The 19181-nt window shown below is 68.0% G+C and carries 18 protein-coding genes and 2 riboswitches; of the genes, 8 read left to right on the forward strand and 10 right to left on the reverse strand.

Annotated features, from left to right (window positions below; all coding sequences use genetic code 11):
* The first annotated feature begins 114 nt into the window (after positions 1 to 114).
* From CCR98_RS18545 to CCR98_RS18560, 4 genes are all read left to right on the forward strand, one after another.
* Entirely contained in the window at positions 115 to 2592 is a 2478-nt protein-coding gene (locus tag CCR98_RS18545) for a DNA topoisomerase I (protein ID WP_087923747.1), read from the forward strand.
* A gap of 97 nt (positions 2593 to 2689) precedes the next feature.
* Positions 2690 to 3280, forward strand: a complete 591-nt coding sequence (locus CCR98_RS18550) for a Sua5/YciO/YrdC/YwlC family protein (RefSeq protein WP_087923748.1) — start codon at positions 2690 to 2692, stop codon at positions 3278 to 3280.
* 43 nt (positions 3281 to 3323) lie between these two features.
* Complete coding sequence (locus CCR98_RS18555; protein WP_087923749.1) at positions 3324 to 4013, forward strand: hypothetical protein; 690 nt, start codon at positions 3324 to 3326, stop codon at positions 4011 to 4013.
* A gap of 34 nt (positions 4014 to 4047) precedes the next feature.
* The gene (locus CCR98_RS18560) at positions 4048 to 4764 is read left to right on the forward strand and encodes a hypothetical protein (protein WP_087924235.1); all 717 of its coding nucleotides are present in this window, start codon (positions 4048 to 4050) and stop codon (positions 4762 to 4764) included.
* Positions 4765 to 4879: 115 nt separating this feature from the next.
* Here the strand turns inward: CCR98_RS18560 and CCR98_RS18565 are convergent, their stop codons facing one another.
* The gene (locus CCR98_RS18565; protein WP_087923750.1) at positions 4880 to 5656 is read right to left on the reverse strand and encodes an SDR family oxidoreductase; all 777 of its coding nucleotides are present in this window, start codon (positions 5654 to 5656) and stop codon (positions 4880 to 4882) included.
* Between the two features lie 112 nt (positions 5657 to 5768).
* Between CCR98_RS18565 and CCR98_RS18570 the strand changes: the two genes are divergently transcribed.
* Positions 5769 to 5981: a hypothetical protein gene (locus tag CCR98_RS18570; protein ID WP_014038644.1), complete on the forward strand. Its 213-nt coding sequence runs from the start codon at positions 5769 to 5771 to the stop codon at positions 5979 to 5981.
* A 98-nt stretch (positions 5982 to 6079) separates the two neighbouring features.
* Here the strand turns inward: CCR98_RS18570 and sppA are convergent, their stop codons facing one another.
* From sppA to CCR98_RS18590, 4 genes are all read right to left on the reverse strand, one after another.
* The gene (gene sppA, locus CCR98_RS18575; RefSeq protein ID WP_087923751.1) at positions 6080 to 8002 is read right to left on the reverse strand and encodes a signal peptide peptidase SppA; all 1923 of its coding nucleotides are present in this window, start codon (positions 8000 to 8002) and stop codon (positions 6080 to 6082) included.
* 115 nt (positions 8003 to 8117) lie between these two features.
* Positions 8118 to 9482 carry an MATE family efflux transporter gene (locus CCR98_RS18580; RefSeq protein ID WP_087923752.1) on the reverse strand — a complete coding sequence of 455 codons (1365 nt, stop codon included), beginning with the start codon at positions 9480 to 9482 and terminating at the stop codon, positions 8118 to 8120.
* A gap of 205 nt (positions 9483 to 9687) precedes the next feature.
* Positions 9688 to 10269 carry a DUF3106 domain-containing protein gene (locus CCR98_RS18585; protein ID WP_087923753.1) on the reverse strand — a complete coding sequence of 194 codons (582 nt, stop codon included), beginning with the start codon at positions 10267 to 10269 and terminating at the stop codon, positions 9688 to 9690.
* On the reverse strand, positions 10262 to 11266 hold the full coding sequence (locus CCR98_RS18590) for a hypothetical protein (RefSeq protein ID WP_087923754.1): 1005 nt from the start codon (positions 11264 to 11266) through the stop codon (positions 10262 to 10264). The genes CCR98_RS18585 and CCR98_RS18590 overlap by 8 nt, the downstream gene beginning before the upstream one ends.
* Before the next feature lie 412 nt (positions 11267 to 11678).
* On the opposite strand from CCR98_RS18590, the gene CCR98_RS18595 reads away from it, so the two are divergent.
* Positions 11679 to 13856, forward strand: coding sequence for a primosomal protein N' (locus tag CCR98_RS18595; protein WP_087924236.1), 2178 nt, complete (start codon positions 11679 to 11681; stop codon positions 13854 to 13856).
* A 49-nt stretch (positions 13857 to 13905) separates the two neighbouring features.
* Here CCR98_RS18595 and CCR98_RS18600 read toward each other — a convergent pair whose 3' ends face one another.
* A complete protein-coding gene (locus tag CCR98_RS18600) occupies positions 13906 to 14526 on the reverse strand; it encodes a glutathione S-transferase (RefSeq protein WP_087923755.1) in 621 nt (206 codons plus the stop codon).
* 142 nt (positions 14527 to 14668) lie between these two features.
* Complete coding sequence (locus CCR98_RS18605) at positions 14669 to 15448, reverse strand: NYN domain-containing protein (RefSeq protein WP_087923756.1); 780 nt, start codon at positions 15446 to 15448, stop codon at positions 14669 to 14671.
* 123 nt (positions 15449 to 15571) lie between these two features.
* Between CCR98_RS18605 and CCR98_RS18610 the strand changes: the two genes are divergently transcribed.
* Positions 15572 to 16852 carry an NAD(P)/FAD-dependent oxidoreductase gene (locus CCR98_RS18610; protein ID WP_087923757.1) on the forward strand — a complete coding sequence of 427 codons (1281 nt, stop codon included), beginning with the start codon at positions 15572 to 15574 and terminating at the stop codon, positions 16850 to 16852.
* An 81-nt stretch (positions 16853 to 16933) separates the two neighbouring features.
* Here CCR98_RS18610 and CCR98_RS18615 read toward each other — a convergent pair whose 3' ends face one another.
* The 3 genes from CCR98_RS18615 to CCR98_RS18625 all read right to left on the reverse strand — a co-directional run bounded on the left by CCR98_RS18615 (position 16934) and on the right by CCR98_RS18625 (position 18172).
* The gene (locus CCR98_RS18615; protein WP_087923758.1) at positions 16934 to 17389 is read right to left on the reverse strand and encodes a hypothetical protein; all 456 of its coding nucleotides are present in this window, start codon (positions 17387 to 17389) and stop codon (positions 16934 to 16936) included.
* Between the two features lie 4 nt (positions 17390 to 17393).
* Entirely contained in the window at positions 17394 to 17825 is a 432-nt protein-coding gene (locus tag CCR98_RS18620) for a nuclear transport factor 2 family protein (protein WP_087923759.1), read from the reverse strand.
* Between the two features lie 71 nt (positions 17826 to 17896).
* Positions 17897 to 18172 (reverse strand): GIY-YIG nuclease family protein, encoded by a 276-nt coding sequence (locus CCR98_RS18625; RefSeq protein ID WP_087923760.1) that lies wholly within the window; start codon positions 18170 to 18172, stop codon positions 17897 to 17899.
* Positions 18173 to 18212: 40 nt separating this feature from the next.
* A riboswitch (glycine riboswitch) is annotated at positions 18213 to 18302 on the forward strand.
* 13 nt (positions 18303 to 18315) lie between these two features.
* Positions 18316 to 18419: riboswitch (glycine riboswitch) on the forward strand.
* Between the two features lie 84 nt (positions 18420 to 18503).
* Between CCR98_RS18625 and CCR98_RS18630 the strand changes: the two genes are divergently transcribed.
* Positions 18504 to 19121 (forward strand): trimeric intracellular cation channel family protein, encoded by a 618-nt coding sequence (locus CCR98_RS18630; RefSeq protein WP_005411215.1) that lies wholly within the window; start codon positions 18504 to 18506, stop codon positions 19119 to 19121.
* Positions 19122 to 19181: the final 60 nt, after the last annotated feature.

Consider the following 19181-nt stretch of genomic DNA (forward strand, 5'->3'; position numbering starts at 1 on the left):
GCACACTACCGGGCGTTCAGCGTATTGATTTGTCCGTGGCCGCTTCACTAATGCGGCCGTTTGCTCCACCCTAGCGGCCCCTCCCCTGCGGCTCGCCCCACAGACACTGCTGCCATGCCCAAGCACCTGCTCATCGTCGAATCGCCGGCCAAGGCCAAGACGATCAACAAATACCTCGGCAAGGACTACACCGTCCTGGCCTCGTATGGGCATGTGCGTGACCTGATTCCGAAGGAAGGCGCGGTCGACCCGGACAACGGGTTCGCCATGCACTACGACGTGATCGACAAGAACGAAAAGCATGTCGACGCGATCGCCAAGGCCGCCAAGGGCGCCGACGACATCCTGCTGGCGACCGACCCGGATCGCGAGGGTGAAGCGATCAGCTGGCATATCGCCGAGATCCTGAAGGAACGCGGGCTGGTCAAGGACAAGCCGATGCAGCGCGTTGTGTTCACCGAGATCACCCCGCGCGCCATCAAGGAAGCGATCAGCCAGCCGCGCGCGATCGCCAGCGACCTGGTCGATGCCCAGCAGGCGCGACGCGCGCTGGACTACCTGGTCGGCTTCAACCTGTCGCCGGTGCTGTGGCGCAAGGTCCAGCGCGGCCTGTCCGCCGGCCGCGTGCAGAGCCCGGCGCTGCGCATGATCGTCGAGCGCGAGGAAGAGATCGAAGCCTTCATCGCCCGCGAGTACTGGTCGATCGCCGCCGAGTGCGCACACCCGTCGCAGCACTTCAACGCCAAGCTGATCAAGCTGGATGGGCAGAAGTTCGAGCAGTTCACCATCACCGACGGCGACACCGCCGAAGCCGCCCGCCTGCGTATCCAGCAGGCCGCGCAGGGCTCGCTGCATGTCACCGACGTGGCCAGCAAGGAGCGCAAGCGCCGCCCGGCACCGCCGTTCACCACCTCCACCCTGCAGCAGGAAGCCTCGCGCAAGCTCGGTTTCACCACCCGCAAGACCATGCAGGTGGCGCAGAAGCTGTATGAGGGCGTGGCGATCGGTGACGAAGGCACCGTCGGCCTGATCTCGTACATGCGTACCGACTCGGTGAACCTGTCGCAGGACGCGCTGGCCGAAATCCGCGACGTGATCGCCCGTGATTACGGCATCGCCTCGCTGCCGGACCAGCCGAACACCTACCAGACCAAGTCGAAGAACGCCCAGGAAGCGCACGAAGCGGTGCGCCCGACCTCGGCCCTGCGCACTCCGTCCCAGGTGGCGCGCTTCCTGACCGACGACGAGCGCCGGTTGTACGAGCTGATCTGGAAGCGCGCCGTCGCCTGCCAGATGATCCCGGCCACGCTCAACACCGTCAGCGTCGATCTGTCGGCTGGCAGCGAGCACGTGTTCCGTGCCAGCGGCACCACCGTGGTGGTGCCCGGCTTCCTGGCCGTGTACGAGGAGGGCAAGGACAGCAAGAGCGCCGAGGACGAGGACGAAGGCCGCAAGCTGCCGGCGATGAAGCCTGGCGACCGCGTGCCGCTGGAACGCATCCAGGCCGAGCAGCATTTCACCCAGCCGCCGCCGCGCTACACCGAAGCGGCGCTGGTGAAGGCGCTGGAAGAGTACGGCATCGGCCGTCCCTCGACCTACGCCTCGATCATCCAGACCCTGCTGTTCCGCAAGTACGTGGAAATGGAAGGCCGCAGCTTCCGCCCGTCCGACGTTGGCCGCGCGGTGTCCAAGTTCCTGTCCAGCCACTTCACCCGATACGTGGACTACGACTTCACCGCCAAGCTCGAAGACGAGCTCGACGCCGTCTCGCGTGGCGAAGAAGAGTGGATCCCGCTGATGGCCCGCTTCTGGGAGCCGTTCAAGGAACTGGTGGAAGACAAGAAGGAATCGGTTGACCGTGCCGAGGCCAGTGGCGCGCGCGAGCTCGGTACCGACCCGAAGACCGGCAAGCCGGTCAGCGTGCGGCTGGGCCGCTTCGGGCCTTACGCCGCCATCGGCAGCACCGCCGAGGACGCCGAGGAGAAGCCGAAGTTCGCGTCGCTGCGCCCTGGGCAGTCGATGCACACCATCTCGCTGGAAGACGCGCTGGAACTGTTCCTGATGCCGCGTGCGCTGGGCGAGGACAACGGCGAGCCGGTCAGCGTCGGCATCGGCCGCTTCGGCCCGTTCGCCAAGCGCGGCAGCACCTATGCCTCGCTGAAGAAGGAAGACGACCCGTACACCATCGACCTGGCCCGCGCCGTGTTCCTGATCGAAGAGAAGGAAGAGATCGCGCGCAACCGGATCATCAAGGAGTTCGAGGGCAGCGACATCCAGGTGCTGAACGGCCGCTTCGGCCCGTACATCAGCGACGGCAAGATGAACGGCAAGATCCCCAAGGATCGCGAACCGGCATCGCTGACCCTGGCCGAAGTGCAGCAGCTGATGGAAGAAACCGGCAAGCCGGTGCGCAAGGGCTTCGGCGCCAAGAAAGCCGCCGCGAAGAAGGCACCGGCCAAGAAGGCTGCGGTGAAGAAGGAAGCCGCGCCGAAGAAGGCCGCAGCCAAGAAGGCACCGGCCAAGAAGGCGGTGAAGAAGGCTGCCGCGAAGAAGGCCCCGGCCAAGAAAGCCATCAAGAAAGCGGCGAAGTAGATCCACACCATGCGTGGATGAGGGTGAGGGCGTGCGGACCAACGGTCCGCACCTACCGCCCGCACCCACCACCCCTTCTGCACGCAGCAGGGGGATAATGAAGGCCCATGCCGGGCCGGTCATCGCCATGAAAGAACTCACCCTGGACTCTGCTGTCGCCACGCTCCGCGCCGGCGGCGTGATCGCCTATCCGACCGAAGCGGTCTGGGGCCTGGGCTGCGATCCGTCGCACGAGGCAGCGGTGCACATGGTGCTGCGGCTGAAGCAGCGCCCGATCGAGAAGGGCATGATCCTGGTCGCCGCCGAACTGTCGCAGCTGGAGGGCTGGGTGCGCCTGCAGGCGCTGCCCGACGCCCGCCAGCGTGCGGTGCTGGCCAGCTGGCCGGGGGCCAACACCTGGATCCTGCCGGCCGGTCCGCGCGCCCAACCGTGGGTCACCGGTGAGCACAGCGGCATCGCCGTGCGCATCAGCGCCCACCCACTGGTCGCCGCCCTGTGCCGCGCCTGGGGCGGTCCGCTGGTCTCCACCAGCGCCAACCTGGCCGGTGAACCACCGGCGCGCAGCCGCGCCGAGCTCGATCCGCGCCTGCTGCGCCTGCTCGATGGCCTCCTCGATGGCGAGACCGGCGGCCTGGCCCAACCGACCCCGATCCGCGACGCGCTCAGCGGCAACGTGCTGCGCTCCTGAGCGGACGATTGCACTGCCACGCACAATCACGCACCCTGCCGCCATGAACCTGCCGCGCACCGCCCTGGGCCTGTGCCTGTTGCTGCCATGGACCGCACCGGCCGCCGAGGACGTGCGCGTCTACCGCTGTGTCGCCAGCAACGGCGCCGTGGCCCTGCAGGACAGGCCCTGCAGCAGTGGCCGGCAGGAAGTGCGCGACCTGCAGCGCCCGCGCGATCCGGCGCCACGGGTAGTACGCAGCGATGTGACACCCGCGCCTCCCGACGAGGTTCCGGTGATGCGTGATCGCGAGGCCCGCCACGTCTACATCCAGCCGCCACAACCGTTGTACGAATGCGTGAGCGACGACGGCCGCCGCTATACCAGCGACAACAACGAGGGCAATCCGCGCTGGGTGCCGTTGTGGACCAGCGTCTGGCTCCCGCATGGGCACCACGGCCCGGTCCATCCTGGCCCACGCCCGGCGTTCGGCACGCCGGTCGGTACCCCCATCGGTGAAGGAACCGGCTACCGCCCGCCTGCGGTGGGTGTCGGTGTGCAGGTCCCGGCCGGCAGCGTGCTGGTCCGCGACAGCTGCCATGCGCTGCCGCCGCAGGAGGTCTGTGCGCGCCTGCGTGACCGCCGCTGGGAACTGGACCGTCGCTACAACAGTGCGCTGCAGAGCGAGCGCACTGCCATCAGCAACGAACAGCGTGGCATCGACGCGCGCCTGTCGCGGGACTGCGAACGCTGAACACAGCGCCGGCCGTGGCATGTACGCTGTGCGCATGAAGAACCTGATCTGGCTGGCCCTGGGCCTGTTCGCCGGCAATGCATTGGCCGACGACGGGGTGATCTACCGCTGTACCTCCAGCAGCAGCGATGTGCCCACCCTGCAACGTACGCCCTGCCCTGTCGGCAGCAAGCAGCAGGAAGTGCGGATTCCGGCAGCCGCCAGTGCGCCACCTGCATCTGCCACCGCGGCACCTGTGCCGCCGCCCGAACCGGCGACGGCGACTACACCGCCCGCTTCCGCGCGCAGCCCCCGTCGCCCCGGCGAAGGACGCACGATCATGGAAGCCGGCATGGTCGAGCGCGAAGGTGGCGATCTGATACTCGACAGCGCGACGCTGCCGCGCCAGGCCGATGCCACACCGGACAGCAATGCACCACCGAAGCCACCGCTGCCACCGATCTTCCAGTGCACCGACAGCCAGGGCGGGAGCTACCTGCACGAGTACGAAGCCGCCGCCGGGCGCTGCGAACTGATGACCGTGCAGGGCCTGGGCGGCGCCACCCCGGTCAACGCCGCCGGCTGTGAAGTCGTGCGCGACCGCTGCGAGGAGCTGCCGGAGGCACAGCGATGCGGTGGCTGGCAGCAGCGCTTCCGCGACGCGCGCGGCCGTGAGCGGTTCGCCTCGCCGGAAAACCGCGACAACGCCCGTGGGGAACGCGAGCGGCTGCAGGGTGTGCTGGAGGCCAGCAACTGCCCGGTACCGGGGTGACAGCGGCGGCATGGCCGCACCTGCCCATGGGGTGGATCTGTTGTAGAGCCGAGCCATGCTCGGCTGCCGTTGGCGGAATGCAGCCGAGCATGGGCTCGGCTCTACAGCAGAGCGATCAGAAGCCGTAACGCAGGAAGCCGCCATCCACCGCGATGCATTCGCCGGTGACATAGCTGGCCGCCGGCAGGCACAGGAAGCCCACGGCTGCGGCCACTTCCTCCGGCTCGCCGATGCGGCGCATGGGCGTGCGGTTGATCACTTCTTCGTAGTAGTCCGGGTCCGACAATGGACCGGACGTGCGCCGCGTGCGGATGTACCACGGCGCCACCGCGTTGACCCGGATGCCATCCTCGGCCCACTCGACGGCCAGGTTGCGGGTCATCTGGTGCATCGCCGCCTTGGTCATGCCGTAGACCACGCCACTGCGCACATGGGTCAGCCCGGACACGCTGCCGACATTGACGATCGACGACGACGCGTGCCGGGCCAGCAGCGGATGCGCGTAGCGCGACAGCTCGAAGGCCGAGAACAGGTTGGTCTCGAAGATCTTGCGCCACTCGTCCTCGGAATACTCCGTGGCTGCCTTGGTGACGTTGCCACCGGCGTTGTTGACCAGGATGTGCAGGCCATCACTGTGGTCTTCCACCCAGTCCAGGATCTGGCGGCGGTCCTCGTCATCGGAGACGTCGGCGGCCAGCGCATGCACCTGGTGCTGCGGATACACATCCTGCAGTTCATCGCGCGCGGTCTCCAGCATGTCGATATCGCGGCCGACGATCATCAGGTCGGCGCCGAGCCCCGCCAGTTCATGCGCGATGGCCAGGCCGATGCCGGCGCTGGCGCCGGTGATCAGGGCCGTCTGGCCGTCCAGGCGCCACCGTTGCTGGGTCATGTGTCCTCCGGGGCCGCGCCCACTGCATTTCGATGCCGCAAGGATACGCGCTCACGGCGGCGCTCGGCGGGGGATGCGACACTTGCCCATACGCCCACCGCGGAGAGCCGCCATGCGCATCCTGATCCTGTCCACGTCGCTGCTGGCCAGCCTGCTGCTGGCGGCCTGCCAGCGGCCGCCCACGCCGAACCCGGAGAAGCCACCGGTGCCACGAGCGATGTCGCGTGCGATCAACGAACCGCTGGACCGCGCCAAGGACGTGCAGAAAACCGTCGATGATGCCGCCGCGCGTGAGCGCAAGGCCGAGGCCGACGCAACGCAATGACCGGTGGGGTCAGAGCCCTTTGCGCTGCGAAGGGATGCTACCCCATGAACGAAAACGCCCGGACCAGGCCGGGCGTTTTCATTCGATACCGTTGCCGATCAGAACCCGCAGAAGCAGTACGCCAGCGCCTTCACCGGCGCACCGTTGCCCTTCTCGCGGGCCGCGTTCTCGACGAAGCGCAACTGAGTGTCCACTTCCGGCATCGTGCGCGCCAGCATCATCCGCGCCATGCCCGAATCGGACAGCATCCAGGCACCGGCACGGCTGCCAGCGAAGCCGCCGACGAACTGCGCGAACGGCGTCGCCGCCTTCTCGATGTAACGCACGCGATAGGCATCGGCCTTGCCCAGCTTGGCCCGGCTGGCCGCATCGGCCACCGCATCCTTCAGGCCACCGAAGGCGTCGACCAGACCGCGTTCCTTGGCCTGCGCACCGCTCCACACGCGGCCACGGGCAACCTCGTCGACGGCCTCGACCGGCTTCTTGCGGGCGTCGGCAACGCGACCGGTGAAGTCGGCGTAGCCCTTGTTGATCACCGTCTGGATGACCTGGCCCACGGCCGGATCCATCGGACGGGTGACGTCGAAGGCACCGGCGAAGCGGGTGGTGCCGACACCGTCGGTGTGCACGCCGATCTTGTCCAGCGCGCGGCTGAAGTTCGGCACCATGCCGAAGATGCCGATCGAACCGGTGATGGTCGACGGATCGGCATAGATGCGATCGGCATTCATGCTGATCCAGTAGCCACCGGAGGCGGCCAGGTCGCCCATCGACACCACCACCGGCTTGCCGGCGGCCTGCAGCGCCACCACTTCGCGGCGGATCTGCTCGGAGGCGAACACTTCACCGCCCGGCGAATCCACGCGCAGCACCACTGCCTTCACGTTGTCGTCGTCGCGCGCGGCACGCAGCAGCGCCGAGGTCGACTCGCCACCGATGCGGCCGGCCGGCAGGTCACCCGCGCTGATTTCGCCGGCAGCCACCACCACGGCCACCTGCGGGCGCGAGTCCACCGGGTTGCGGCGCGCGTCGAGCAGGGCCAGGTAACGACCGAAGTCGACGTTGCGGAAACCGCCATCGGCATCCTCGTCGGCCACGCCGCGCTCGATCATCAGATCCTCGAATTCCTCGCGGGTCTTCAGCGCGGTCACCAGCTTCTGCTGCAGGGCGAACTTGGCCAGGTCGCCACCGGCGGCAGCGATGCCTTCCGGCAGCGTGTCGATGCCGGCAGCCAGCTGCGCCGGATCCAGGCGGCGGGCCTTGGCGATGTCGCCCAGGTAGCGCTGCCACACATCGTTCATCCAGAACAGGTCGGCCTCCTTGGAGGCCGGCGACGCAGCATCGAGCACGTACGGCTCGGCCGCGGACTTGTACTCGCCTACCTTGAACAGGTGCACGTCCACGCCCAGCTTGTCCTGCAGGCCGGTGCGGAAGTACTGGCGGTAGCGGCCGAGGCCTTCCAGCACGACCGAGCCCATCGGGTCCAGGTAGACCTCGTCGGCCTGCGCGGCCAGCAGGTACTGCGACTGGCCCATGCTCTCGCTGTAGGCCACCAGCTGCTTGCCCGAGGCGCGCAGATCCTGCAGCGCGGCGGCCACTTCACGCAGCGAGGCGAAGCCCGACGGCTGCAGCTTGTCCAGCTCCAGCACCACGCGCTCGATCTTCTTGTCTTCCTTGGCCGACTCGATCACCCGCAGCAGGTCGCGCAGCTGGATCTCTTCGGCACCGTTGTCACCCACCGCCTTGGCCAGCGCGCGGCTGACCGGATCGGCACTGAACTGCTCGACCAGGCGGCCTTCCGGCGCGATCACGAGCGTCGTACGGTCCTGCAGCGACTTGCTGGCGCCGGCGCCCATGCCGGCGGCGATGACGAACATCACCAGCAGCAGGAACAGCAGGCCGAAGAACACCAGGTTGAGGATCAACCGGCGGGTGAAGTTCATGACGTCCCACAGCCCGATGAAGAAGCTGGCGACGGGATTGCGACGCGCCGGGGGCAGCGGGGGCACGGGTTGATTCATGGAACGCTCCGGATGGCTTCTTGCCGTGTTACCAGCATAGCCGGTGCCGTGTGATGCGGCATCGGACACAAGTCAGGGGATCGCCCGTCACGGGCGAACGTGGCGGGCGGGAAGATCAGGACAGCATCGACTGGCCGATGCGCAGGCTGCTGCGGCGCAGGCGCCAGCCCATCAGGATGGCAGCGGCGGTCAGGCCGACGATCAGGCCGATCCACATGCCCTGCGGGCCCATGCCCAGCCCCAGGCCGAGCCCGGCGCCGAGCGGCATGCCCAGGCCCCAGTACGCGAACATGGCGATGAACATTGGCACGCGGGTGTCCTTCAGGCCGCGCAGTGCGCCGGCCGACAGTACCTGGATGCCATCCGGGAACTGGAAGGTGGCCGCGTACAGCAGCAGGGTCGAGGCCAGCCCGGCCACTGCCAGGTCGTTGGTGTACACACCCACGATGGCATCGTGGCCGAGCAGCAGCACTGCCGCCGACAACGTCTGCGTGCCCATGATGATCGCGTAGCCGGCCCAGGCCGCGCGCCGCACGCCGAAGCCGTCACCACGGCCGACCGCATGGCCGACGCGCACGGTGGTGGCCTCGGCCACGCCCATCGGAATCATGAAGCACAGCTGGGCGACGTTGATTGCGATCTGGTGCGCGGCCGCTTCGTTGGCACCGAGGCGGCCGATCAGCAGCGCGGTGACGATGAACAGACCGCCCTCCATCAGCACGGTGATACCGATCGGCAGGCCGGTGCGCAGCAGATCCCAGATCGCCTTCCAGCGCGGTCCTTCGAAGTGCGAGAACAGCTGCAGGTGGGCGAAGCGCTTGGTGAACCACAGGTAGGTGGCGAAGGCGATCGCCTGCAGCCACATCATCACCGCCGAGGCGATGCCCAGGCCTTCAGCGCCCATTTCCGGGAAGCCGAGCTTGCCGTTGGCCAGCACATAGCCCATCGGTGCCAGCACCAGCAGGCCACCGAAGCCGAGCAGCATGGTCGGCAGCGTCCAGTGCATGCCCTCACTCAGATAGCGCATGCAGAAATACAGGGTCAGCGCAGGTCCGCCCCAGCGCACCGCATGCAGGAACGCGGTGGCCCCCGGCACGATGTCCGGCGCGATGCCGAATGCCGGCAGCAGCGGCGGCACCACCGTAAGGAAGGTGAACATGATCAGCCCCAGCCCCAGCGCCAGCCACAGTGCCTGGCGGAACAGCGGGCCGATCTCGCGCTCGCGGCCGGCGCCATGCAGCTGCGACACCGAGGCGGTGAGCGAGATCAGGGTGCCGATCGGAATCAGCATCGGCAGCCACAACAGCGCCGTACCGATGGTGACGGCGGCCAGCGTGGCCGTAGCGTGGTGGCCGGCAATCACGTTGTCGACGAAGGAGATCAGACCGGTGGACACATGGCCCAGCACGAGCGGCAGGGCGAGCAGACCGGTGGCGCCGACTTCCTTGCTGAAGCGCGGCGTGGAGGTTGCAGTAGACATAAGGTGCTTGACGCGAACTGCGGTTGCGCGCGAAGGGCACAGGCACCGGGTTGCGGGCGCCCATCTTACGCGGGCGGCGAGTGCATTCCCATGACATGGCGTGAATGCTGGGTTTCAGTCGCCCCACACAAAAGGGGGACGGAGGGGATTAAGTCGCATCGGGCACTAGCAGGCCTGAAACGACTTAATCCCCTCCCTCCCCATTTTACTGGCCGGCCTGGCGCGTGAGCCAGCTGTCGCGCTCGGCGGCGGGCACGGCGAGGAAGGCGCTGCGCACGGTGTCGCGTTCCTGCGGTGGCGTGCGCTGCGCGACCAGGGTCAGCTGGGCCAGCTGCGCCGGGCTGAGCTGGCGCAGCACGGCCAGCGCAGTCTCGCGCTGTTCCGGCGGCACGAAGCCGAACAGGCCATGCAGCTTGGGGAATGCCTGGCCCAGTTGCGGGCCCAGCCGCCACCCGTCGCGGAACGCCTGGTCCTGCTCGCGGAACTGTTGGCGCAGGCGCTGCTGCTGGTCCGCGGGCAGTGCATTGAAACGCGCAGCCGCCTGGCGGATGCGCTCGCGCTCCGCTTCCGGCAACGCGCGCCAAGCGGCGTAGTCCGCGCGGCGCTGGCGCTGCTGCTGCGCATCGAGCTGGGCGAAGGCAGAGGGTGCTGCCGTCGACGATACCGGCGAAGCCACCGGCGTGGCCGGCGACGATGGTGGCGGCAACGGCACGTTCAACGATTGCGGTGCCGCGGACAGCGACAACGGCAGGGCCAGCAACAGGCTGGCGAACCAGGACTTATTCATCGGCAGCAGCGGTTTCCAGCGTGGCGCTGGCCGGCTCCGGCCGGCTCGGCTTGGATTGCGATTCGTCTACCGGCAGCGGACCGCCCGCGGCAGTCCATGCGTACAGGTCGGCATCGGCCACCAGCGGGTAGTCGCGGTCGGCCAGCATCGTGGCGTCGTCCGTGGCCTGGGCCGTGGTCGCATCCGGCGTGGCGTTGACCTTGCTTGGTGGCAGGGCTTCCACCGTCACCGGACCGGCTTCGCCCACCACACCCTCCGGCAGCGGTGCATCATTGCCGAAGGAACGCCCCTGCCAGTAGCGCCACCCCACCGCTGCGGCCAACAGCACCGCCACGGTCACCAGCAGGATCAGCGGACCGCGCCAGCGCGGCTTGGCGTTCGTGCGACGGCGCTTGCCATTGGCAGCCGCACGCTCATCGCGCTGCGGTGCGCGCCAGCTCGAGGTCGGGGCTTCGTTATGGGCGGCCGCTGCGGCGGGTTGCTGCAGCTGCTGCAGGCGCGCGGCCGGCAGCTCGCGGATGCGCGCCTGCACCTGTTCGGCCAACTGGCGCCAGGCCGAGGCATCCGGCTGGCCGTGGGCATCACGCGGGCAGGCGTCGGCCAGCAGGTGCTGGTAGCCAGCTTCGTCCTGGTCAAGCACGCGCATGGCGATGCCCTCATCCAGGCTGCCACCCACCCGCAGCAGCAGGGCCAGGCGCGGCAGCGGCGGCATCGCGCCCAGCGCGGCCAGCGGCGGCCCCCACTGCCCGCCCACCGGCTCGCGCAGCGCCTGGCGCTGGCCCAGCAGGGTCCAGAAACGGGTCGGCCACTGCGCCATCGGCAGGTCGCTGGCGACGGCGGCAAAGGCGCGCATCACCGCCACCAGGGTCTGCTCGGCGCGCGCGGCATCGCCGCACTGCAGTTCAGCCACCACCAGGGCACGGCGCTCGACGCCACGCAGGAACGCCGACAGCGCGCCGGCCGCGGTCGAGGAAACAGGGGCGGGCACAGCCGTCATCGGTCACTCCAAAGGTCTGCCGGCATGATAGCGGCAGGCCATCGACGCCCCTAGGACTTGCGCCCACAGGCACTTCGTGCTGCAGGTTGTGCACAGCACCACGCCCCCGCTGCGGAAAACTGGGGCATCCAGCTGAATTCACTCTGTTTCAGCATTGTTTCACACTTAAGTAGTTGATTTTGAATGTTTTTACTATGTGGCGATTTTTTGACCAACCCAAGCGTGAGGCCGTCGCCATCGGCCTTCTGCGTTTCCGCTGACCGTTAACGCACAACGTTATCCACAGAACATGTGGATAAGACTGAATCTCCAATGGACACCGATATTTAGGTGACATTTATGATTCAACGGGCGCCGCACGGCCGCTCCCTCTGCTGCCATTCGCGCGCGCATGGCCCGTTACACTGGCCCGATGCTTTCACCGATTCCGACCCTGCAGGTCGCCCTGCCCGTCCCCCTGCCCCGCCTGTTCGACTACCTGTCGCCGGAGGGCGATGGCCCGGCGGTCGCGGTCGGCTGCCGCCTGAAGGTGCCGTTCGGCAACCGTGAGCTGGTCGGTGTGGTGGCGGGGCACGGCCAGACCGACGACGGCCAGGGACTGCGCCAGGCCCTGGCCTGGTGCGACCCGCAGCCGCTGCTGCAGGGTGAGCTGTGGCAGAGCCTGCAGTGGCTGGCACGCTACACCCACGCCCCCCTGGGCGAGGTGCTGAGCACCGCCCTGCCTGGCCCGCTGCGCCATGGCGAGGCCCTGCCGGACACCCACCACTGGGGCTGGCAGCTGACCCCGGAAGGCCACGACCAGCGCGACAGGCTGCGCGCCGGCAGCCGGCCGCGGCAACTGGCCGAACTGCTGGCCGAGGCCATCGTGGATGAGGACGTGCTGGGCGAACGCATGGAGGACTGGCGCACTGCCGCGCGCAGCCTGGCCAAGCGCGGGCTGGCCGAGCGCGTTGCGCTGAGCGTGGCCCCCCAACACGCGCAGCCACTGCCCGGCCCCACGCTCAACCCCGAACAGGCCGAAGCGGTGGCCGCGATCAATACCGCCGACGGCTTCCAGCCGTTCCTGCTGGATGGCGTGACCGGCAGCGGCAAGACCGAGGTCTACCTGCAGGCGATCATCCATTGCCTGGCACAGGGCAAGCAGGCGCTGGTGCTGGTGCCGGAAATCGGCCTGACCCCGCAGACCCTGGCACGCTTCCGCGGCCGCCTCGGCATCGCCGTGCATGCGCTGCATTCGGGGCTGAACGACAACGAGCGCGCGCGCGTCTGGGCAGCGGCCTCACGCGGCGAAGCACGTGTCATCGTCGGCACCCGCTCGGCAGTGTTCACGCCGTTGCCGCAGGCCGGCCTGCTGATCGTCGACGAGGAACACGACGGCAGCTACAAGCAGCAGGACGGCATCCGCTACCACGCGCGCGATTTCGCCCTGGTCCGGGCCAAGTCGCTGGGCATTCCGGTTCTGCTGGGCAGTGCAACGCCCTCGCTGGAAACCCTGCACAACGCCTACGCCGGGCGCTACACGCACCTGCGCCTGAAACAGCGCGCCGGTGATGCACGGCCACCGCGCGTGCGCATCCTGGATGTACGCAAGCGACCGCTGCATGACGGTTTGTCGGCCGACGTACTGGCCGGCATCGGCGAGCATCTGCAGCGCGGCCAGCAGGTACTGGTGTTCAAGAACCGCCGCGGCTATGCGCCGGTGCTGCTGTGCCACGACTGCGGCTGGACCGCGCCATGCCAGCGCTGCGATGCGCCGATGACCGTGCATGGTGGCGGCCGTCGCCTGCAGTGCCACCACTGCGGTGCGCGGCAACCGGCGCCGTTGGCGTGCCCGGCCTGCGGCAGCCTGGCGCTGCAGCCGCAGGGTATCGGCACCGAACGCCTGGAAGAACACCTCACCGCCGCCTTCGCCGACTTTCCGGTGGTGCGCATCGATCGCGGCACCACTTCGCGCCGCGATGCGCTGGAACAGCAGCTGGCGAAACTGGGTGACCAGCCCGGCATCCTGGTCGGCACGCAGATCCTGGCCAAGGGCCACGACCTGCCCAAGCTGACGCTGGTGGTGGTGGTGGGCATCGACGAAGGTCTGTTCTCCGCCGACTTCCGCGCCAGCGAGAAACTGGCGCAGCAGCTGATCCAGGTGGCCGGTCGCGCGGGACGTGCACGTGACCCCGGCGAGGTCTGGCTGCAGACCCATCACCCCGGGCACCCGCTGCTGGAAACCCTGGTGAGCGGGGGCTACCACCCGTTCGCGCAGGCCGAGCTGAACCAGCGCCAGGCGGCCGGATTCCCGCCATTCGCGCATCTGGCGCTGATGCGGGCCGAAGCGCAGCAGGTGGAGCATGCCAACGCGTTCCTGCTGGCCGCGCGGCAGTTGCTGGGCGAGCAGAACGTGGTCGAAGCCTACGGGCCGATGCCGGCGCCGATGCCGCGGCGTGCCGGCTACCAGCGCACGCAGCTGCTGCTGTCGGCCGCGCAGCGGCCGCCGCTGCATGGTGTACTTTCGCAACTGGTTCCGCAGCTGTATGCGCTGCCGGAAGCACGCAAGGTGCGCTGGTCGCTGGATGTGGATCCGACGGATCTGTATTGAGGGGTCAGAGCCCACCCGTCGGGTGGGATCGGATCCCGAACGCTTTCGCTTACGTCAGCGGCGACATCACGCCGCGCTGGTAGGCCGGCCGCTCACGCAGGCGCGCATACCAATCCGCCAGGTGCGGAAGCTCCGGTCGCTGGATCGGCAGTTCGAACCAGGCGTAGATCAGCGAGCCCAGTGGAATGTCACCCATCGCGAATTTCTCGCCCGACAGCCATGGCTGTTTCGCCAGGGTGGCATCGGCCATCGCCAGGTAATCACCGGCACGGACGATGGCGGCACTGATGCGTGCTTCGTCGCGGTCGGCCGGCGCGGTGCGCATGATGCCCCAGACCAGGTCGCTGTACAGCGGCGCCATCCGCGATGTACTCCAGTCCATCCACTTCTCGGCCTGGGCGCGCTCCATCGGGTCTTCTGCATACAGGGTGCCCAGCGCGTAGCGCGCGCTCAGGTAGCGCACGATGGCGTTCGATTCCCACAGCGGCAGGCCGTTGTCTTCGATCACCGGCACCAGGCTGTTCGGGTTCATCGCCTGGTATTCCGGCGTCTGCGTGCCACCGTGGCTGCCACCGACCTCGATGGATTCATACGGCAGGCCGATCTCCTCGGCGCACCACAGTACCTTACGGACGTTGCTGGAATTGCGGCGGCCCCAGATCTTCAACATGCGGGTTTTCCCTGCTGGCAATGCGAGCGGCAACGATACGCCTGATTGGGTGGAGATGTGCGTGCCGGATGCGCGATCGGGCATCTGGGTGTTGCCGGCCAGCGGCCGGCACTACCGGTTCTTCTTCGGCCAGTGGCCGGAACTACCTGTTCTTTTTTGGCAGCGCGCGCACGTAGGACGACTTGCCGTCCTTCTTCAGCTCGAACAGCCCGATTGCTGCCAAAAGATCACTGAGCTTGCCGTAGCCGTAGTTGCGCGGATCGAATGAGGCCTGGTTGCCGATCTGGCTGCCGACCGGCCCCAGATGCGACCAGCCATCCTCGCCCTCGGCCGAGGACACCGCACGCCGCAGCATCTTCACCAGCCGCGTATCGCTGCGCATCTCCGCCCCGCTCTTGCGCGGGCGTGCATCATCATTGACGACCGGCTCGTTCGATGCCTGTTCGCTCGATGCCTGCTCGGCATCCGGCACGCTGGCATGGGTCTGGCCCAGCGCTTCCAGATAGGTGAACTTCGAGCACGCGTTGACGAACGGTTCGGGCGTCTTCTTTTCGCCGAAGCCATACACCTTCACACCATCGGTCAGCAGGCGCATCACCATCGGGGTGAAATCGGCATCGCTGGAGACGATGGCGAACCCATCAAGGTTGCGCGCGTACAGCAGGTCCATGGCATCGATCACCATCGCCATGTCCGAAGCATTCTTGCCCTTGCTGTAGGCGAACTGCTGGATCGGGCGGATCGCATATTCGTGCAGCACCGCTTCCCAGCCCTTCAGCCGCGGGCTCTTCCAGTTGCCATAGGCGCGGCGCACGTTGGCCACGCCGTAGCGGGCGACTTCGGCCAGGACCTCGTCGATCTTCGAGGCCGGCGCGTTGTCGGCGTCGATCAACAGGGCGATGCGCTTTTCCGGTTCGCTCATGGGCTCCTCAGGGGCCGTTGCCTGAACCCGAGTATCGCCGATCCACGCGGGCGCTGACGTGACAGGCAGCCGCCGTGCGAAGATGCCAGGCGCTTCCCCCAATGCCCCCACTGGAGTGAGTCGATGAGTCGCGAGCGCGTTCCCCACCTGGTCGTTGTCGGCGGCGGTTTTGCCGGCCTCTGGGCCACCCGTGCCCTGGCCCGCGAACGCATGCGCATCACCCTGGTCGACCGCCGCAACCACCACCTGTTCCAGCCACTGCTGTACCAGGTGGCCACCGCCGGCCTGTCCGCGCCGGATATCGCCGCACCGCTGCGCCACATCCTCGGCCACCAGCGCAACGTGGAAGTCCGCCTCGGCGAAGTGGTCGCCATCGACAAGCAGGCCCGGCAGATCCGCATGGCCGATGGCAGCACGCTGGACTACGACAGCCTGCTGCTGGCCACCGGCGCTACCCACGCCTACTTCGGCAACGACCAGTGGGCCGATGATGCCCCCGGCCTGAAAACCCTGGACGATGCCATCGCATTGCGCCGCAAGCTGCTGCTGGCCTTCGAGCGCGCCGAGGCCGAACCGGACCCGGCGAAGAAGGCCGCATGGCTGAGTTTCGCGGTGGTCGGTGGCGGTCCCACCGGTGTTGAACTGGCCGGCACTCTGGCCGAGATCGCGCGGCATACGCTGCGCAACGAATTCCGTCACATCGATCCGGCCAGCGCCAAGGTGCGGCTGATCGAGGCTGGGCCGCGCGTGCTGTCCTCGTTCCCGGAAGTGCTTTCGCTGAAGGCGCGCCGGCAGCTGGAAAAGCTGGGCGTGGAAGTGCTGACCGGTACCCCGGTGAGCGACATCGACAGCCAGGGCTTCAAGCTCGGTGAGCAGTTCGTGCCGGCCCGCACCGTGGTCTGGGCCGCCGGCGTGGCCGCCTCACCACTGGCGCGCACGCTGGACGTGCCGCTGGACCGCGCCGGCCGCGTGCAGGTACAGCCGGACCTGACCCTGCCCGATCACCCGGAGCTGTTCGTGGCCGGCGATCTGGCCGCACTGAACCAGGCCAACGGCAAGCCGGTGCCCGGCGTGGCCCCTGCCGCCAAGCAGATGGGCAAGTACGTGGCCGATGTGATCCGCGCGCGCCTGCATGGCAAGGCGGCACCGGGGCCGTTCAAGTACGCCGACTACGGCAACCTCGCCACCATCGGCCGCATGGCCGCGATCGTGCACCTGGGCCGGCTGCAGCTGTCGGGCATCCTGGCCTGGTGGTTCTGGCTGGCCGCGCACGTGTTCTTCCTGATCGGCTTCCGCAACCGCATCGTGGTGCTGCTGAACTGGGCCGTGGCGTACTGGAGCTACCAGCGCAGCGCGCGCATCATCTTCGGTGATGATCAGGATGACCGGCGGCCGAGGCGCTAGGGAAGGCCTGCAAAGGGGTCGGATCCCTTTCCGCAGGAAAGGGCTCTGACCCCGTCAACACCCTCCACGCATGGCGTGGATCTACCGGTTCATCGGACCACCTGGCACCCGCCGTTTCGACCAGGTGCGGCAGAAATCCTCCTTCCTCGCGGTATCAGCAATCTGCGCGGCACTCCAATGCCGGGTGATCCAGATCGTCAACGCGGTGCTGCTCAGATGCCAGCGCAGCATGCCGTGCCGAGGCTGTCGCCACAGGTGGCGTCGGGCAATCCAGAAGGCCTCCCGCTCCACTTCAGGCACCTTCTTCTGCATCGCGTCCTTGTCGAAGAACTGCGCGGCGAAGCGCCAGGGGTTCATCGGCTGGTATCCCGCCCGTGGTTCACGGCTGCACGCAGCCACACCACTGGGCGCGCGGTCCGCCGGCTTCGGCCGGCCTTCCACCAGCGCCAGCCCGAGCAGGTACAGCAGGCCAGGCAGCAGCGCGATACCGGCTACCAGTACGACGACCGAGATCCATGCTTTGCCGGCGGCACGCATCGCTCTACATCGCCTTCGGCTTCGGGTACCACAGTGCGTTGACGATGACCCAGCGCTGGTCGAAGCGGCCCATGTGGAAGTAGTCGACGAACCATGGGGTTTCCAGCCGCACCGAGGCGGCGTTGCCGGTCACGTCCAGCACCGTGCAGCGGCGGTCCCATTGATCCTTAGGCGTCTTCAGCGCGCCCTGCTTTGTCAACGAGACCAGCTCTTCCTTCGACATGCGGCGCAGGCCCAGGCGTTCGTCGGGTGTATCGCCGAGCACCGCGCGCTTGGCCAGGTCCGGGTGCAGGGAACGGGCAACACGCTTCGGGTCGGCCTCCAACTGGCCATCGACGTAGTCGTGGCAGGTGGCTTCGATGGCCGCGAGGGTGACCGGGTCGGCGGCAGGGCTCGTTGCTGCGGAAAGAGCGACCAGCAGGGCGATCGTGGACATCCGGGTCTCCAGCTCTGGGCGCGGGGCGATCATCGCATGGGCCGGGCAGCCCATCCACGCGTGGCGTGGATCTACCGAAGCGTCCCGGCAGGTGCCTGCAGCCAGGCCAGCTTGCGTTCGCGCGGCTGCTGCTTGAGCTGCCATTCGGCCCGCGAGGCGGCGGCCCGGTCCGGGTACTCGCGCACGGCCAGCACGCGCAGCGGTGGCCGTGCCCGGGTGTAGCGCGCGCCCTTGCCGGCCTGGTGGGCGGCGAAACGCGCGTCCACGTCGGTGCTGATGCCGGCGTAATAGCTGCCATCGCGGCATTCGAGCAGGTACAGGAACCACGGGCGGAGGGACGGGGCCATGCCCGGATTATGCCGTGCTGCACTGCAGCGGATATACTGGCGCCCGAATGCAGGAGAGAGGCGCCGCGCTGGCGCCCGCCGAAGGCGCAGGCTCCCATGATCGCTCAGGCCGGTGGGCTGGAATCCCACCAACCATGCATTCGACTCGCCGAGCTGGAGAGAGGTCACCGGGCACGCCCGGGACGATCCGCCGAAGGGGCACGCGGCCTACGCCGCTGAACTCTCAGGCAAAAGGACAGCGGGAGCGGCACCGGTCATCGTCATCCCGTCATTGCGCAGGCAGTGGCGGTGGTCGCGCATGGCCGGCCCCACCGCGCCCGGAGCCTGCCCCATGCTGTTGTCCATCATCTACCTGATCGCCATTTCCGCCGAGGCCATGACCGGCGCACTGTCCGCCGGTCGCCGCCGCATGGACCTGTTCGGTGTGGTCATGATCGCCTGCGTCACCGCCCTCGGCGGCGGCTCGCTGCGCGACATCCTGCTCGGCCATTACCCGCTGGGCTGGGTGAAGCATCCCGAGTACCTGGGCTTCACCGTATGCGCGGCGCTGATCGCCACCTGGGTCGCACGCTGGATGCACCACTTCCGCCGCACCTTTCTGGTGCTCGATGGCCTGGGCCTGATCGCCTTCACCCTGATCGGCTGCTCGATCGCGCGCGAGGCGGGCCATGCGATGCCGATCGTGCTGATCGCCGGCATGCTGACCGGCGCGTTCGGCGGCGTGCTGCGCGACATCCTCTGCAACGAGGTGCCGCTGATCTTCCAGAAGGAGCTGTACGCGATCATCGCGCTGCTGACCGGCGCAGCGTATCTGTTGCTGCTGCATTGGGGCGTGGCCGATGCCACTGCGATCCTGTGCTGCCTCGGCGGCGGCTTCGCGTTGCGCCTGCTGGCGATCCACTACCGCTGGGAAATGCCGAAGTTCGTGTACCACGACGAAGTGCATTGAGGTTCGCGTTCGCCGAGCATGGGGTTCCACGCTTTGCGCGGATCTACTGCACCACCCCGG

The sequence above is a fragment of the Stenotrophomonas sp. WZN-1 genome, from assembly GCF_002192255.1.
Lineage (GTDB): Bacteria > Pseudomonadota > Gammaproteobacteria > Xanthomonadales > Xanthomonadaceae > Stenotrophomonas.

Excerpts from the sequence above, each read along its gene's own strand:
- CCR98_RS18545 (WP_087923747.1), top strand. The coding sequence starts at position 115 with ATGCCCAAGCACCTGCTCATCGTCGAATCGCCGGCCAAGGCCAAGACG.
- CCR98_RS18550 (WP_087923748.1), top strand. The coding sequence starts at position 2,690 with ATGAAGGCCCATGCCGGGCCGGTCATCGCCATGAAAGAACTCACCCTG.
- CCR98_RS18555 (WP_087923749.1), top strand. The coding sequence starts at position 3,324 with ATGAACCTGCCGCGCACCGCCCTGGGCCTGTGCCTGTTGCTGCCATGG.
- CCR98_RS18560 (WP_087924235.1), top strand. The coding sequence starts at position 4,048 with ATGAAGAACCTGATCTGGCTGGCCCTGGGCCTGTTCGCCGGCAATGCA.
- CCR98_RS18565 (WP_087923750.1), bottom strand. The coding sequence starts at position 5,656 with ATGACCCAGCAACGGTGGCGCCTGGACGGCCAGACGGCCCTGATCACC.
- CCR98_RS18570 (WP_014038644.1), top strand. The coding sequence starts at position 5,769 with ATGCGCATCCTGATCCTGTCCACGTCGCTGCTGGCCAGCCTGCTGCTG.
- sppA (WP_087923751.1), bottom strand. The coding sequence starts at position 8,002 with ATGAATCAACCCGTGCCCCCGCTGCCCCCGGCGCGTCGCAATCCCGTC.
- CCR98_RS18580 (WP_087923752.1), bottom strand. The coding sequence starts at position 9,482 with ATGTCTACTGCAACCTCCACGCCGCGCTTCAGCAAGGAAGTCGGCGCC.
- CCR98_RS18585 (WP_087923753.1), bottom strand. The coding sequence starts at position 10,269 with ATGAATAAGTCCTGGTTCGCCAGCCTGTTGCTGGCCCTGCCGTTGTCG.
- CCR98_RS18590 (WP_087923754.1), bottom strand. The coding sequence starts at position 11,266 with ATGACGGCTGTGCCCGCCCCTGTTTCCTCGACCGCGGCCGGCGCGCTG.
- CCR98_RS18595 (WP_087924236.1), top strand. The coding sequence starts at position 11,679 with ATGCTTTCACCGATTCCGACCCTGCAGGTCGCCCTGCCCGTCCCCCTG.
- CCR98_RS18600 (WP_087923755.1), bottom strand. The coding sequence starts at position 14,526 with ATGTTGAAGATCTGGGGCCGCCGCAATTCCAGCAACGTCCGTAAGGTA.
- CCR98_RS18605 (WP_087923756.1), bottom strand. The coding sequence starts at position 15,448 with ATGAGCGAACCGGAAAAGCGCATCGCCCTGTTGATCGACGCCGACAAC.
- CCR98_RS18610 (WP_087923757.1), top strand. The coding sequence starts at position 15,572 with ATGAGTCGCGAGCGCGTTCCCCACCTGGTCGTTGTCGGCGGCGGTTTT.
- CCR98_RS18615 (WP_087923758.1), bottom strand. The coding sequence starts at position 17,389 with ATGCGTGCCGCCGGCAAAGCATGGATCTCGGTCGTCGTACTGGTAGCC.
- CCR98_RS18620 (WP_087923759.1), bottom strand. The coding sequence starts at position 17,825 with ATGTCCACGATCGCCCTGCTGGTCGCTCTTTCCGCAGCAACGAGCCCT.
- CCR98_RS18625 (WP_087923760.1), bottom strand. The coding sequence starts at position 18,172 with ATGGCCCCGTCCCTCCGCCCGTGGTTCCTGTACCTGCTCGAATGCCGC.
- CCR98_RS18630 (WP_005411215.1), top strand. The coding sequence starts at position 18,504 with ATGCTGTTGTCCATCATCTACCTGATCGCCATTTCCGCCGAGGCCATG.